This is a genomic window from Dyadobacter frigoris (assembly GCF_005280585.1).
In the GTDB taxonomy this organism is placed as follows: domain Bacteria; phylum Bacteroidota; class Bacteroidia; order Cytophagales; family Spirosomataceae; genus Dyadobacter; species Dyadobacter frigoris.
This window is the reverse complement of record NZ_SZVO01000005.1, coordinates 1-14,851: the sequence shown is the minus strand read 5'-3', so window position 1 is coordinate 14,851 and position 14,851 is coordinate 1. Positions and strand designations below refer to the sequence as shown.

The following is a 14,851-nucleotide window of genomic DNA, read 5'->3' as shown; positions in this document are numbered from 1 at the left end:
CATGCCAACGAAGAAAAGTATAAAAAATAGCTTCAAAATTGTAATCTGGAAAGATTCCTATTGCTTTTCTCCTATTTCAATTTTCCGATTCTTAAAAGTGTTGGAAATGTTACCTCCTTTTGTTTCTCTTTACCCCACATCTTTTCAAAATCCTTTCTGACCTCATCTACTGGATTTGTTCCGTTTTTTTTGATAAAATGCTGAACAGCCGACCAGGTGTTCAAATAACCGATCAGCTCGTCCAGGTTCCATTTCACTTTTTGTGAAAATGAAGGAGCCTGAATTTCCTGAAATGGGAAAGGGATGGTTTTGTATTGCTCATCCAGATATTTCCGCTCCTTGTCCCAGTACGTATCTCCTAAAATGTCAGAATACAAACGGTGAATAATCTTGTCGCACTCTCCATCGATCGTCATCAGATTATATCCTATAACTGCAATGATTCCATCAGGCTTTAACGTGTGGCGAACTTTTTCATAAAAGTTGTCAAAATCAAACCAGTGAATCGCTTGGGCTACGGTTATCAGATCGAAGAAGTTTTCGTTAAAAGTTACATTTTCAGCACTTACAACCTCATACGTAATATTGTCTTTTCTTACAGCATTCATAATTTGATTTTCACTGATATCGGTCGCATAGACGTGTTGGAAGAAGGGAGAAAGTTTACCGGCCAGTTGTCCATTCCCCGTTCCGCAATCCCAAACATTGGTTTTATTATTGACCAGATTTAAAATAAATTCAATCGCTTCGTCCGGATATGTTGGGCGAAAAACGGAATATTGCCTGGAATGGCTTGAAAAATTGTCTTTCATAAAATCAGGTCTTTATTGTGCGCTGCACCTTTGCGGAGAGTACAATATTTTTGCTTCTTATACAATTATTACGCCGCTCTGTGGCTATATATTTAATGCCTATCGATGAAAACTTTGCCCCGTGAATCTCAAAACCTCTGGCAGCGCTGTCCTCCAATAGGTCCATGTGTGAGCACCATCGCGCACACGAAATTCATGAGGAATCCCTTTTTCCATCATACTTGCGTGCAATATCATGTTGCCTTTTACCAACGCGTCATCATCGCCGCAGTCAATATAATAGCGTACGGTTTTTAATTTTTCAGGACTTGCTGTTTCAATGATTTTTAGAATTGAATTCTTGTAATAAAAATCAGTTAACCTTGCCGTGCCTTTCAAATTTGGTCCGTAAATAGTTGCATAGCGACTTTCCCACCGTTCATCCGGCATAGCCATCATGTCTTCATCCGTTCTTACGGCCGAGCTAAGGGCAGAAGCTGATGTAAACAATTCAGGATGTTTGGTTGCCAGGAGCAACGTTCCGAAACCTCCCATGGAAAGTCCGGCTATTGCCCTGAATTCTTTTTTTGCGCGGGTGTGGTAATTGGCATCGATGAATGGAATAAATTCTTCCGTGAAAAAATCTTCATATCTTCCTTTTCCGTCGAAAGTATTCATATACCATGTTACCTCAGCGTCGGGCATCACGATGATCATAGCCGGCGCATCACCGCTGTTAATAGTTTTATCAGCAATTTCCTGAGCCAGGCCGAATTGTGTCCATCCGGTTTCATCATCTGAATATCCGTGCAGAAGATACAATACAGGATAGCTCCGGTTTGTTTTGTCGTAATCCGCAGGCAAATAAATACTGTATTTTATATCCTTGCCCATCAGTTTACTTTTCACTTTCAGGCTTTCCTTAATAATGCCCTGTTGTGCGAAGGATGTAAAGGATATAAATAGAATGAGAAACGGAAGTAGTTTTTTCATTGAAGGTTTAAATCAGAGGTGTCGAAATTATTTATTTTATCCTTTGTCGATTCTATTTCAAAAGTTAGTTTTCTCACATTACTACCCTAATGAATTCCTTTAAGCCTATGTTGATCTCTGTTAATAATTATAAAGAAGAAATGTTGCGCCGGATGTTTTACAAACAAAAACAAATACTTTTGTCCATATGGTAAATGGTTGTGCAAAATGATCATGAACGTCGGGTAAGCCAGGTTTTATTTTTAGTAAATTCAGTATGAAAATTTTGTTGACAATGTTTTTTAATTTGTTGAGTATTGTAACCGTTGGAAAGTCATGATCAAGAATTTTGTTATGCTGACTTTTGATCTGGAAGAGTTTGACATTGCAGAGGAATACGGTCAAAAAGTATCACATTCGGATCAGATGACTGTTACAAAAACGGGTACGGAACGGCTGATTGCGCTTTTGGATAACCATAATATCCGGGCTACTTTTTTTACAACCGGAAATTACGCTCAGCTAAATCCTGAATTAATTAAAGCGATTTCGTTAAAACATGAGATTGCTTCACACGCCTTATATCACTCATCTTTCCATAAGTTTAAGGAAACGGATATTCTGGAATCGAAAAATATTCTTGAAAATATTACGGGCAGCAAAGTTACGGGATTCAGAATGCCTCGTTTGAAATCTTTTGATCACAAAGTTTTATCGGGCTGGGGTTTTGTTTATGACTCGTCGATTAACCCGACCTATCTTCCTGGTCGATATAATTTATTGCATAAAAGTCCGCTTCCTTACCGCGAAAACGGATTGCTTGAACTGCCTTGTTCTACAACACCAACCTTGCGTTTTCCACTATTCTGGCTTGCATTTAAAAATTTGCCTATTGGTTTGTACGCAGCTTTGTGCAGACGAACTTTACGAAAAAGGAAAAATCTGATGTTATATTTTCATCCCTGGGAATTTGCGGAGATCGGGGATTTTAAAATGCCTGGTTATGTAAAAAGTCCTGACGGAATAGAATTGGTTGACAAACTTGATAAACTGATTCAAAATCTTAAAAAGCAAGATGCTGAATTTGTCACTTGTCAGGAATTTTGTGAAACTTTGGAAATAGCCGGTGAGTCAATGAAGTCCGTTTAATACACTTGTTAATAGGCTTAATTTTAGAATTAATATTTCTATCAAAGGATTATATTATTGTTGGAAAAATGGGATATAATTCTCTGCAAAACCGAAATTATTTACGGAATTGATTTCATATATTCAGCAAATTCATTGAAACCAAATTTGGTTTACCGGATTGAAATTTGATTGACATTTAGTTTTCCAGAACATTAAAAATGATAATAGATCTACGCAGCGATACCGTTACCCGTCCAACCAAAGAAATGCAGGAAGCCATGTGGTCAGCTTCGGTTGGGGATGATGTCATGGGGGACGATCCCACTGTTAACGCATTGCAGGATAAAGCTGCGGGCTTGTTTGGAATGGAAGCCGCCTTGTTTTGTGCGTCGGGAACGATGACAAATCAGTTGGCCATTCGTGCCTATACGCAGCCCGGAAGTGATGTTATCTGTGACAAACTTTCCCATATTTATCTGTACGAAGGTGGCGGAATTATGCTCAATTCTTTTTCTTCGGTAAAGTTACTTGATGGCGAGAGAGGCAGAATAAATGCATCGCAGGTTGTTGACGCAATAAGCCCCGAGGGAGATATTCATGCGACTGTGAGCCGGATGGTTTCTTTGGAAAATACGATGAATAAAGGTGGAGGAAGTTACTATGATTTTAAAGAAATCACAGATATTCGTAAGGTTTGTGACAAACATGGACTGGCCTTTCATCTGGATGGTGCCAGACTTTTTAATGCTTTGATTGAAACGGGAGAAACCCCGAAACAATACGGACAGGTTTTTGACAGTATCAGTATTTGTCTCTCCAAAGGCCTTGGTTGTCCCGTAGGATCACTTTTGCTGGGAACAAAAGAGGTCATTACAAAAGCAAAACGTTTTCGCAAGGTGATGGGTGGCGGATGGCGTCAAGCTGGATTTTTGGCCGCCGCCGGAATTTACGCGCTTGATAATCATGTGGATCGTTTGAATGAAGACCATATCCGTGCAAGATCTATCCGTGATATTTTTGTTCATAAATCTGAGGTTGAAGAAATTTATCCGGTAGATACCAATATTGTCATTATTCGTTTATCAGCAAATATTTCAGCTCCTGATTATGTGCGGGAACTTGCAAAATCGGGGATTCAGGCTGTGACTTTTGGTAAAAATCTGGTTCGTTTTGTTACACATCTGGATTTTACAGACGCTCATCTGGAAGAAATGAGGAAGCGGTTATTGTAGTCCAATATTCTCTTTTTGTATTGTTAAATTAGTGCCATCGGCACGGCCAATATAGTAGCCGCGGAATTTATTCCGTGGATTGATCGCACGACCGATGTAATAGCCACGGAATTTATTTCGTGGATTGATTAACGTTTCGAAATCAATTTTTCAAATATCGCCCCAAATCCTACTCCGATAGAATAAGCCAGAATATCGCTCCACAAAAAAACATAACCAAGAATTAGCCCGCCAAGTGTTGTATTTCTGATATTGTCAATCCAGTCTGCGTGGTATAACTGGCTTAATTCAACCATATAACAGAAAAAAATAGCGATGGCCAATATCTGAAACGTTGGGGTTTTATTGAAAATAAAACCAGTTATCAGGAAAATCATCAACGCCCAAAGTGAATCGCCCAGATATAAATTTACTTGCTCAGGTAGTTGGTATGCTATTTTTCTTGAAAAAAGTCCAAAAGAAATCACTAGCATTGTCAGAAGAAAATAAAGGACCCTGTTTCTTGGATTGACACCCAAAATTGAATCAAATTTATTTTTAATATCAGGTGTCTTTTTCAATAGTATTCCGTCACAAGTTCATCACGTAAATAAACACAAGTTATGAAGAATTACATTTTATCCTTAGTTACTTTATTTTTCGTAACGTCAGCAGTTACGACATCATTAGCGCAAACATTATCAGCTGAAGCACAGCTTGATAAAGCCGTTACACTTTCCGCAAAAGGAGATACAGCCGGAACAGCAGAAGCGTTAACAGCCGGGACAACGGCACTGGAAACTGAGGCGAAAAGTTCAAGTGGAGATTTAAAAGACAAACTTTTGAGCAAAGTAGGAGATCTTAAATCGCTGATTCCGCTCGCTTCGGGTGGGAAATTACAAAGTGGTGTATTGGGAAAGGCAGTTAGCGCAGTGAAAATGCTTCTTGGCGCAAACAGAATCAGCAGTTTGTTAGGAAAGGGAGAATCTGGTTTACTGGGAAATGCATCAAGCCTTACCAGCAGTCTTGGTCTGGTTAAAGCGGGATCTTCAATATTGGGTTCGGGAACACAAAACCAATTAAGCGGCGTGTTGGGTGAAGCAACAAAAGCTGTTGGCGGTTTGGATAAAAAAGGATTGGCAGGAAAACTGGCAGCAACGGCTTCAAGTAATTCTTTGGGAAGTATCGTAAAGCTTGTAGGTTCTTCTTTGTAATTATAAATTAAGGTTCAATAAAAAGGGAAAAGCCACTTCTAAATGAAGTGGTTTTCCCTTTTTAATTCGTTTCAAATGTTTTTTATCGTCTTAGATCAAAAGCTAATTCTTTAATTGCTCTTTCTCCCTTAATATCTTTTACAGCACCTTCAATTTGGTAAATATCTAGCTTTTTCCTGGTTATATCTGTTTTGAAAGCATAAGTAAATACTTCCTTTTTTTCATTACTAAAAGTGATACTGTTGGAAATCGGATATATTTCGCCCACACAATCTCCGCTATAACACAGATTATAACGCTTGAAATTTTCCAGTCCCGTTACAGAGCCGTCCGCATTGAAATTGACTTTTTGACCGGATTGTTTATTTTCCTTAAAAAGAGAATATTCTCCTGCGATCAACTGCTGATTAAGATGATTTTCAAAATCCCATTTCTGTTTCGTTGAAAGGGTCGATTCTTTAAAAGTAGAATTTCGTGTTACCCCATTCCATGCGCTATCAACGAGAGTGATCGTTTTATCTTCATTTACAGTAAAAGACATATCCTTTTCCTGAAGGGCATGAACGAGTAAATATTTCTTGCCATCCTTTTTATAGGCAAGCCTGGATTGTTCAAAACCATATAAAATATCAACGCTGTCTTTACTTGTGAAATTCAATTCGTAACAATAAACGGGAATCAACCCCGGGATAGAATCGGTTGTTTGTTTAAGGAAAGTTTCGTTAACAAATTTTCCACTTAAACCAGTATAACTACTTTCGTTTTCCTTGTTACAACTGGTTAAAGACACGAAGGACAGAAAAATGATTGGGATTGTAAATTGTAGAGATTTCATGAAGGGTTAAATTGTTTTTGTTTTTCATAACATTGTCAATACTTACTGATAGCTTAAAGCACGGAGTATATGAAAACTATGCATGGTTGACTAATTAATGTACTTCGTTATCAATATTGTATAAAAAAAGGACGTTGCTAACCATTTCTGGCATAACAACATCCACGTTTATTTGATGAAGAAGTGTAATCTGGTAATGAATTATTTTTAAGAATTTGTATTTTCCGGATGAAATGATGCTATGGACGATCTGGTGTCCAGTTTTCCAATCATTTCGTTGGACATAGCATCAGCATATACGCCGTAGCTGCTTACCAAAGTTCCCTTCAAGCCTGTATTGGATTCAATAGCGTAAAGAATTGAGGTATCAGAAGGATTACTCATTCCTTCAAATCTGAAAACTTTTACAATACTAAAATCTTCAGGATTAAGCGTTAACTTAATTCCTTCGTCGCTGTAAAGTTCGAGGGCGTGAGCTGTGAGATTAAAATCATAGGTAAAACCCTGTTTTTTCAAACCTTCGAGTGTTTCAACTAGCGTATCCGGTTCGTTGATATCTTTTTCTGCCGGATTTGAGCCCGTCAGTTTTATATCTTCTGCCTGTAATTCCATAACGATAGTTGTTTAAAGGTTTAAAGAAAGACATATTCGCTTTCTTAGTGAATGAACAAAAAACCATGCCTTACTATTTTAAACTGATCGGCAATTCTAAAATTCATCCAATTTCAGATGTAGTTAAAGGCAAAATATCACGTCAGTTTTATCAAGGAATTGATATACAGATTTTTTGAAGAATAAAATATTTTTTTACAGTCTATCAACCAAAATGGAGCTATTGGTTTGGCGAAAAAGCAAAATGAGGTACTTTGACCTCAAAACGGAAGAATTTGAACAATGTAAATGGAAGAAAAACGTCACTTAAAATATTTAAGCTTGTATAAATCAGAAACAATTTTCTTAGCTCTTTCAACAGGCCACTGACTTTTAAACAATTGACTTTCCTGCATGGCGCCTTCAAACAAAAGGTAAACTGTATCACTTAAATCATCTTTTGGATTTTCCATAACATCCGCAAAAAATGTCCTGAGCTGTTGTTTATATTCCTGGATTATAGATAGTAACTGCGATTCATCTGACTGAATTTCAGATAACATATTCAGGAAACTGCACCCCCGAAAATTTTCTTTTTCATTGATTTGAATCAGGAAATCAAAGGCGGCGAATATTTTCTTTTTTTCTTTTTTTGATTCGTCAGTAAATGACAAAAGTTGATCAAACCAGATTTGTTGCCGGGCTTTAAGATATTCCACTCCTAAGTCTTCTTTCGACTTAAAATGGAGATAAAGACTTGCTTTGGCTACGCCAGCTTCACTGATAATCTGGTTGATACCGGTTGTATTATATCCCTGCTCATGAAACAGCCTGAGTGCTGTATCCAAAATGCGTTCCTTTGGTAAGACCGGATGATGTTTCATAATCGGGATTTTTAAAATAGATAAACAGACTGGTCTATTTGATTGATAAATCTAATCAATATTAAAAAAGTATACGAATTACTGTTGACTTATTTGGGCCGATAAATGATCTGTTTATTATTATAAGCTGCAAAACAGCCTAATCCGCCGTTGATATTATTATAAACCAAAGAGGGTTCAGAAAAAGGATTATCAGATTGATCGGCTAGTTTTAGAGATTTGTGATAATCATAATAGGACTTTTCTGTATTGTTAACTTCTATTACAACTGCAACTAATCTTGGTTTTTGCTTTGCATAATATTTTGTACCGTCTGCTGATGTGTACAAAAGGGTAGTAGGAAGAAAACTTCTGCCGAGCGGTGAAGTAAAGGCGGTTCCATCCAGATTTACGTCACTTTGAAATTCGCTCCGGCCGCTGTCATCATTCCAGTTGAAACTGAACCTGTTTCTGACACGTTTTTCCTGGAAATTATCCGGACTGGTTCCTTCAAGGATAGAATATTCCACGTCCATATTGGCTCGAACCCTGTAAAAATTAGCTTCTCCGGCAATATCCTGCCAAACTGCATTTACAGTGAGCGCTGTATCTGGCCGTCCGCTACGCCTTGTTATGTAAGCCGTGTCTATGACGTAGGATTTTATAGTTACCTGATTTGCCGGTACGGTGCAGGTTGCATCAACCGATCGTGTTGGGTCTGAAACAGACAGCTTATATGTCTGAGCTGCGACAATTGGAAAACTTGCTTTTTCTATACTATATAACTGACTTGTAGAATCATAAGGTAAAATAACTTCCTTTCCGCCACCGGAAATTTTGACAATTGCATTTTTAATCACAGAATTTTCCGAATTGGATTCTCCGAATAGAGGAATTGATTCTGTAACGACAACATAGATTCTGGCCGCTTGCGGGGAAATGAAAGATTGTACTACCAACTTGGAACCGATACCGGGAACATCGTCAGGAGAAACATCGGTAACCAATGTATCACAGGAAAAAAGTGCTGTGATAACAATCAGAAATATAAAAATATTGATCTTCATGATGTCTTAAAACTTAAAGTTATAGCTGATTGAAGGCAGCACAGGAAATAACGAATAACGTTTTAACGACGTTTTCTTGTTGCCATTTGCCAGTGTTTCTTCTGAAATATCATAGAAAAAAGGATTCCTTCTGTTGTAAGCGTTATACAGTCCGAACTCCCAGGTGCGCTCATGCGTTTTCTTTTTCTTATGAAACTGTATAGCCAGATCCAGTCTGTGAAAGGCTTCAGCCCTAAATCCGTTTTTAGCTCCATATTCATTTACCTGATCACCGCTCCAGGTAACGGTTGGTTTACTTCCGCTAGCTACCGTACGACTGAAAATATTATCTGTTACACCCGTATAACTTGCAAGCGGCAGCGTCAAAGCATTTCCCGTTCCATAAACCCAGGTTGCAGACATGGTGATGCGTTTGTTCAATTCATAAATCCCGACAACGGATAAGTCGTGGCGACGGTCATAACGCGGGTAAAATGTTTTTCCGAAATTCAGTTCGGGAAATTGCCATTTAGTCCAGGAAAGTGTGTAACCAACCCATCCTGAAAATCTTCCGGTTTTTTTATGGACCAAAAACTCAGCTCCATATGACCATCCTTTTCCGGCGGTCACATTATCTTCCCAGCTCAATTCATTCGCATTTTCACCACTGACACTCAAAAATGAAGCACCTTCTTTGTAATTAAGAATGTGGTTCATTTTTTTGTAATAGCCTTCAAGTGTCAAAGTCAAAGCCGGTTTTTCCAGATCCTTTGCCAAACCAACCGCAACTTGTTTTGATTGCTGCGGTGCAACGCGATCCGTAGTTGGTACCCACAAATCGGTTGGCAAACCCAAACCGGTATTGGATAGTAAATGAACATACTGGTTCATTTGCGCATAAGATGCTTTAAGCGAAAAGTCCTGTGCTAACCGTAATGCGCCCGAAAAACGTGGTTCCGGCCTGATGTAGGTTTTGGATTTTGTCTGAAATGAACTTACCCGAAAACCTGCATTCATTTTCAAAGCATCCGTGGCCTGCCAGGTATCTTCCACGTAAATTCCTGCTTCCAACGTATTAACCGGTGTGACAGAACGCTCAATGGAAGCATCAATCAGAGAGCCGGCAATAGCAAGGGCAGAAGGAACAAATCTGTGAAAAGTAGCCTGAGCTCCGAATTTTACAGCATGTTTTGGGGAGGGATAAAAGTCAAAATCCGTTTTGACACCCCAGTCACGAATTTGTGAGGTATATTTCAAACTATATTCATCGCGGATGGTGCCGTCGGTATTGATACCTTTGTCATAATTGGTAACACCGAATTCGAAATTGCTGTAAATGAATGAAGTATTAACAAACAATTTTTGATTCAATAAGTGGTTCCAGCGCAAAGTCGCCGTTCTGTTTCCCCAATCCAGTCCGGCCCGGGATTCATTATTTAGATCAGTTTGGTTGGCGTAAAACTTGTCGTGACCGAAATATCCACTCAGATATACTTTGTCTTTTGGCCCCAAATCGTAATTGATTTTAGCATTAAGATCATAAAAATAATAGCCAGGTTTTACCTGTTGTGTCTCTCCGCGTTGGCTGCGGGCTATGAGCGGTTTTGCCAGAAAATCGATGTAAGTCCTGCGTCCGGAAATAAGAAAGGAAGATTTTCCTTTTGAAATGGGTCCCTCCAACGTAAGTCGTGATGAAATAACGCCGATCCCGCCTTCTCCGTGCAAAGCTTCCTTATTTCCCTCTTTCATATTCATTTCCAAAACAGAAGAAAGTCGGCCGCCATAACGGGCAGGAAATCCACCTTTGGTGAGCTCCACACTTTTGAGTGCATCACTATTGAAAATGGAAAAAAAACCAAAAAGATGATTGGCGTTATAAACAACCGCATCATCCAGAATGATCAGGTTTTGATCCGGTCCGCCGCCACGAACATATAAACCAGTTTGTCCTTCCGTTCCTTTTTGGACACCCGGCATAAGCTGTAAAACCTTTAAAACATCCTTTTCACCAAAAAAAGCGGGTATTTTTTTTATTTGGGAGATCGGTATTTCAATCTGGCTCATTTGTGCGGAATGACTAATATAATCTTCTTCCCGGCGAGCGGAAACGACAACTTCGTCAAGCTGATTTATCGTTTCAAGCAGAATATTAATTTCCGTATTTTTAGTTAGGCTAACTTTTTTTTCGACCGTTTCATATCCGACGAACGAATAACTAACGCGGGCGGAATCCATCGATGGAACTGTGAGTGAATAAAAACCATATGTATTGGTGACTGCGCCAAAAGGGGTATCAGGAATATAAACATTAACGCCCGGCAGGGATTCCTGGCTCCCTTTCTCTCTCACAAAACCGCTAATTGTAATACGTTCCTGTGCGCTAACGATGAATGAAATCAGTAAAAAAAGTAAAGTACAAATTATACGCATAGGTAGAGTAGTGATTCATTTGGTAACGTCCTATTGATGAATATAGTATAATTTAAAAATAGTGAAAATGGAATATTAATTGCCGGATCAATCCATAATCAAATTAAAAATTCAATAAAAAAGGTGCAGAATTTTAAGCCTGCACCTCCATCATTATTTTTTATGAAAAACTTATGAGACCTTGTTCAGCCCGCGGTTTTCCAGTAAATATTTAACTTCCGGTTCTCTTCCCCGGAAAGCTTTGTATAAAGTCATGGGCTCTTCTGTGTCGCCTTTGGCCAGAATATTTTTCCGGAATGAAGTCGCTGTTTCCTGGTCAAATATATTTCCCTTTTCTTTGAAAGCAGCAAAAGCATCGCTATCCAGAACCTCGGACCAGATGTAGCTGTAATAACCGGCAGAATAGCCACCTGAGAAAATATGCTGAAAATAGGTGCTGCGGTATCTTGGAGCAATTTGTTTTATCAAACCCAGATCATCCATTTTCTCTTTTTCAAAAGACGTAGTATTAACCTTTTCTCCTGATGAAAGTGTATGGTAACTCAGATCAAGAAAAGATGCTGCCAGATATTCAACCGTACCAAAACCCTGATTGAATTTCGAAGCTTTTGCCATTCTTTCAATCAGTTCAGTCGGAATAACTTCTCCGGTTTGATAATGTTTGGCATAAAAATTAAGCACTTTCAGTTCAAATGCCCAGCGCTCCATAATTTGAGATGGAAGCTCAACAAAATCCCGTGGAACGGATGTGCCGGATAGCGTTTGATATTTCACGTTAGATAACAACCCGTGCAAAGCATGGCCAAATTCATGGAAAAATGTTTCTACTTCATCCGGAGTCAGCAATACTGGTTCACTTCCCGTTGGTTTTGGGAAATTACAAACATTGGCCACAATCGGAGAAACAGGAACTGTCAAAGCCGATTGTTTACGGTAAGAAGTCATCCAGGCACCGCCTCTCTTTGAATTTCTTGAATAAAAATCCATGTAGAAAATACCCACATGCGTTCCGTCAGCTTCTTTTACTTCATAAGCAATCACGTCCGGATGATATTTTGGGATATCCTGAATTTCAGTGAAAGTCAGTCCGTAAAGATTCTGGCAGACGAAAAAGATACCATCACGAACTTTTTCAAGCTGGAAATATGGACGAAGTTCTTCGGCATTGTAATTGTATTTTTCCTTGCGAACCTTGTCGGCATAATACGCCCAGTCCCAGGCTTCAAGTTCGCCACCGTTTCCTTCCTTGTTCATGACTTTCTGCATTTCAAGTGCCTCATTTTTGGCAACAGGTAAAGCAGATTTCCAAAGTCCGTCCAGCAATTCATAAACCTGATCCGGCGTTTTGGCCATGCTTTCTTCCAGTACGAAATCGGCATGTGTTTTATAACCAAGTAATTGTGACCGTTCCGCGCGTAAAGACGAAATATTGGCAACAATTTCCTTGTTGTCCAGTTCGTCGTCATGATTGCAGCGATTGATGTACGCAGTGTACATTATTTCACGGAGCTGACGGTTTTCTGCATATTGTAAAAAAGGCATAACGCTTGGATTATGAAGTGTGAATCTCCATTTGCCTTCATTTCCTGATTCCGTAGCAGCATGTTTTGCGGAAGCAATAAGCGAAGACGGTAATCCCGAAAGATCAGCCTTGTTATCCATCAGAAGTTCGAATTTATTGGTTTCTGCCAACAGATTTTGTCCAAACTGAACGGTCGAAATCGAAAGCTGTTTGTTGATTTCCCGCATTCTGATTTGTTGTTGTGCATCCAGATTGGCACCGCTTCTAACAAATGCTTTATATGTTTTTTCCAATAAACGCTTTTGTTCCTGAGTTAGATTTAAGCTGTCTTGATGACCATATAATGTTTTTACTCGTTTGAATAAATCTGCATTCAGGAAAATGTCATCGCTATGTTGAGATAATCTCGGTGCAATAATCTGTGAAATTTTCTCTATTTCCGGAGAAGTATTTGCAGATGCCAGATTGAAAAATACACTACTGATTTTGGTTAAAAGCTCGTCGGCAGTTTCCAGCTTTTCAATCGTATTTTCAAAAGTCGGAGCATTTTCCTGGCTTGTTATTTCAAGAATACTTTTTTCGTTTTGTTTCATCCCTTCTTCAAATGCAGGCATGAAATGCTCTGATTTTACTTTATCAAAAGGAGGAACTTGAAATGGGGTGTTATATGCTGTTAATAATGGATTTATTTCGGTCGCTGTATCAATGTTATTTTCAATGATCATGTTGTGGTGTGGGTTATAGTTTTTCTTAATTCTACTTTATTCCTTTTACTCTCATCTTAATTCCATAAACAGCCGTTTCAGCAGTAATAAATAATAAATCGCGATTTTTTCCACCAAAACATAAATTGGCCGTCCAGCCTTGATGAACAGGGAAATGAGCGATTTCTTCTCCTTTATTATTGAAAACAGTAACTCCCTTTCCTGTAATGTATAAATTTCCTTCATTGTCAAGAATCATCCCGTCTGATCCTTTTGATACAAACAAGGTTTTGTTTGATAAGGATCCATCCTTATTAATGTCGTATATATACGTTTTGCCGGCGCCAATATCTGCAACGTATAATTTTTTACCGTCAGCAGTACCAATAATTCCGTTAGGTTTTTTGAGCTGATCATCCACACGTACCAGTTTTTTACCATCCGGACTGAGATAATAAACATGTTCACCGTCCTGTTGCATTTTCGGATCACGTTTCCAGTAATCTCTTGGATAAAGCGGGTCAGTCAAGTACATTCCTCCTTTGGGATCGATCCAAAGATCGTTTGGGCCGTTTAAAAGTTTTCCGTCATAATCTTTAACTAACACAGTCGCTTTTCCTTTTTTGTCAAAAGACCAAACCTGGTTGTCTTCATCAGAGCAGGCCACAAGATTTCCTTTTTTGTCAAAATACATACCATTTGCGCGGCCAGAATTATCCGAAAAAGTCCTGAAAGCGCCCGTTTCGGCGTCCCAACGAATAATTTTATTATTAGGCTGATCTGTAAAAAAGACGTTTCCATGGGTATCAGCAACGGGACCTTCGGTGAATTTATAGCCATCACCCAATTTTTCAACCTGGGCTCCGGGTGCGATAATTGAATTTTTATCCATGATTTGGGCAGAAAGTGAATTGGGTGTGAAAAAAGATAATGCCAAAGTTATTGCTGAGGCGAAAATGCTGAATTTTTTCATGGGGACGGATTAGATGACAATTTAATGCCAAAATGGTGGCAGTAAACACATAAGGAAAATTTTCAGGAAATTTAATGTTGATAACGCGAAGTGAAGGAAATTTTTATGTCACCCTTTCAGGGTTTGAGCTCCTGGATCGTCAATTGTGTTTCTATAATAATGTCATCCCTTCGGGATTTTGTATCAATTATGTTGGGTTTTGAAATTGGCAATTTGATGAAAGTGTATTGAAATTTTATATCACCCTTTCAGGGTTAGGCTCTTGAACATAATTGTGTTTCTATAATAATGTCATCCCTTCGGGATTTTGTATCAATTATGTTGGGTTTTGAAATTGGCAATTTGATGAAAGTGTATTGAAATTTTATATCACCCCTTCAGGGTTAGGCTCTTGAACATAATTGTGTTTCTATAATAATGTCATCCCTTTGGGATTTTACATCAATTATGATGGGTTTTGAAATTGGCAACGTGATGAAAGTGTATTGAAATTTTATATCACCCTTTCAGGGTTAGGCTCTTGAACATAATTGTGTTTCTATAATAATGTCATCCCTTCGGGATTTTG

Annotated in this window: 13 protein-coding genes; 3 read left to right on the top strand and 10 right to left on the bottom strand. The window is 38.6% G+C overall.

Going from position 1 to position 14,851, the window contains the following annotated elements; genetic code table 11:
- Window positions 1-71: 71 nt before the first annotated feature.
- Both FDK13_RS11455 and FDK13_RS11450 read right to left on the bottom strand, forming a co-directional pair.
- Window positions 72-812, bottom strand: coding sequence for a class I SAM-dependent methyltransferase (locus FDK13_RS11455; RefSeq protein ID WP_137340140.1), 741 nt, complete (start codon window positions 810-812; stop codon window positions 72-74).
- Between the two features lie 99 nt (window positions 813-911).
- The gene (locus tag FDK13_RS11450; RefSeq protein WP_137340139.1) at window positions 912-1,784 is read right to left on the bottom strand and encodes an alpha/beta hydrolase; all 873 of its coding nucleotides are present in this window, start codon (window positions 1,782-1,784) and stop codon (window positions 912-914) included.
- Window positions 1,785-2,099: 315 nt separating this feature from the next.
- Here FDK13_RS11450 and FDK13_RS11445 point away from each other — a divergent pair, with 315 nt between their 5' ends.
- Together FDK13_RS11445 and FDK13_RS11440 are read left to right on the top strand one after the other, a co-directional pair.
- Window positions 2,100-2,912, top strand: coding sequence for a polysaccharide deacetylase family protein (locus FDK13_RS11445; RefSeq protein ID WP_137340138.1), 813 nt, complete (start codon window positions 2,100-2,102; stop codon window positions 2,910-2,912).
- 200 nt (window positions 2,913-3,112) lie between these two features.
- Complete coding sequence (locus tag FDK13_RS11440) at window positions 3,113-4,126, top strand: threonine aldolase family protein (protein WP_137340137.1); 1,014 nt, start codon at window positions 3,113-3,115, stop codon at window positions 4,124-4,126.
- A gap of 128 nt (window positions 4,127-4,254) precedes the next feature.
- On the opposite strand, the gene FDK13_RS11435 is transcribed toward FDK13_RS11440, so the two are convergent.
- On the bottom strand, window positions 4,255-4,599 hold the full coding sequence (locus tag FDK13_RS11435; protein ID WP_137340136.1) for a ribosomal maturation YjgA family protein: 345 nt from the start codon (window positions 4,597-4,599) through the stop codon (window positions 4,255-4,257).
- A gap of 129 nt (window positions 4,600-4,728) precedes the next feature.
- On the opposite strand from FDK13_RS11435, the gene FDK13_RS11430 reads away from it, so the two are divergent.
- Window positions 4,729-5,319, top strand: coding sequence for a hypothetical protein (locus FDK13_RS11430; RefSeq protein WP_137340135.1), 591 nt, complete (start codon window positions 4,729-4,731; stop codon window positions 5,317-5,319).
- 82 nt (window positions 5,320-5,401) lie between these two features.
- On the opposite strand, the gene FDK13_RS11425 is transcribed toward FDK13_RS11430, so the two are convergent.
- The 7 genes from FDK13_RS11425 to FDK13_RS11395 form a co-directional block, all read right to left on the bottom strand.
- Window positions 5,402-6,154 carry a hypothetical protein gene (locus tag FDK13_RS11425; protein WP_137340134.1) on the bottom strand — a complete coding sequence of 251 codons (753 nt, stop codon included), beginning with the start codon at window positions 6,152-6,154 and terminating at the stop codon, window positions 5,402-5,404.
- 207 nt (window positions 6,155-6,361) lie between these two features.
- A complete protein-coding gene (locus tag FDK13_RS11420) occupies window positions 6,362-6,766 on the bottom strand; it encodes a hypothetical protein (RefSeq protein ID WP_137340133.1) in 405 nt (134 codons plus the stop codon).
- Window positions 6,767-7,068: 302 nt separating this feature from the next.
- A complete protein-coding gene (locus tag FDK13_RS11415; protein WP_137340132.1) occupies window positions 7,069-7,629 on the bottom strand; it encodes a TetR/AcrR family transcriptional regulator in 561 nt (186 codons plus the stop codon).
- A gap of 89 nt (window positions 7,630-7,718) precedes the next feature.
- The gene (locus FDK13_RS11410) at window positions 7,719-8,675 is read right to left on the bottom strand and encodes a DUF4249 domain-containing protein (protein ID WP_137340131.1); all 957 of its coding nucleotides are present in this window, start codon (window positions 8,673-8,675) and stop codon (window positions 7,719-7,721) included.
- Between the two features lie 6 nt (window positions 8,676-8,681).
- The gene (locus FDK13_RS11405; RefSeq protein ID WP_137340130.1) at window positions 8,682-11,084 is read right to left on the bottom strand and encodes a TonB-dependent receptor; all 2,403 of its coding nucleotides are present in this window, start codon (window positions 11,082-11,084) and stop codon (window positions 8,682-8,684) included.
- Between the two features lie 171 nt (window positions 11,085-11,255).
- Window positions 11,256-13,331 (bottom strand): M3 family metallopeptidase, encoded by a 2,076-nt coding sequence (locus FDK13_RS11400; RefSeq protein ID WP_137340129.1) that lies wholly within the window; start codon window positions 13,329-13,331, stop codon window positions 11,256-11,258.
- 31 nt (window positions 13,332-13,362) lie between these two features.
- The gene (locus FDK13_RS11395; protein ID WP_229216011.1) at window positions 13,363-14,283 is read right to left on the bottom strand and encodes an SMP-30/gluconolactonase/LRE family protein; all 921 of its coding nucleotides are present in this window, start codon (window positions 14,281-14,283) and stop codon (window positions 13,363-13,365) included.
- Between the last annotated feature and the right edge of the window lie 568 nt (window positions 14,284-14,851).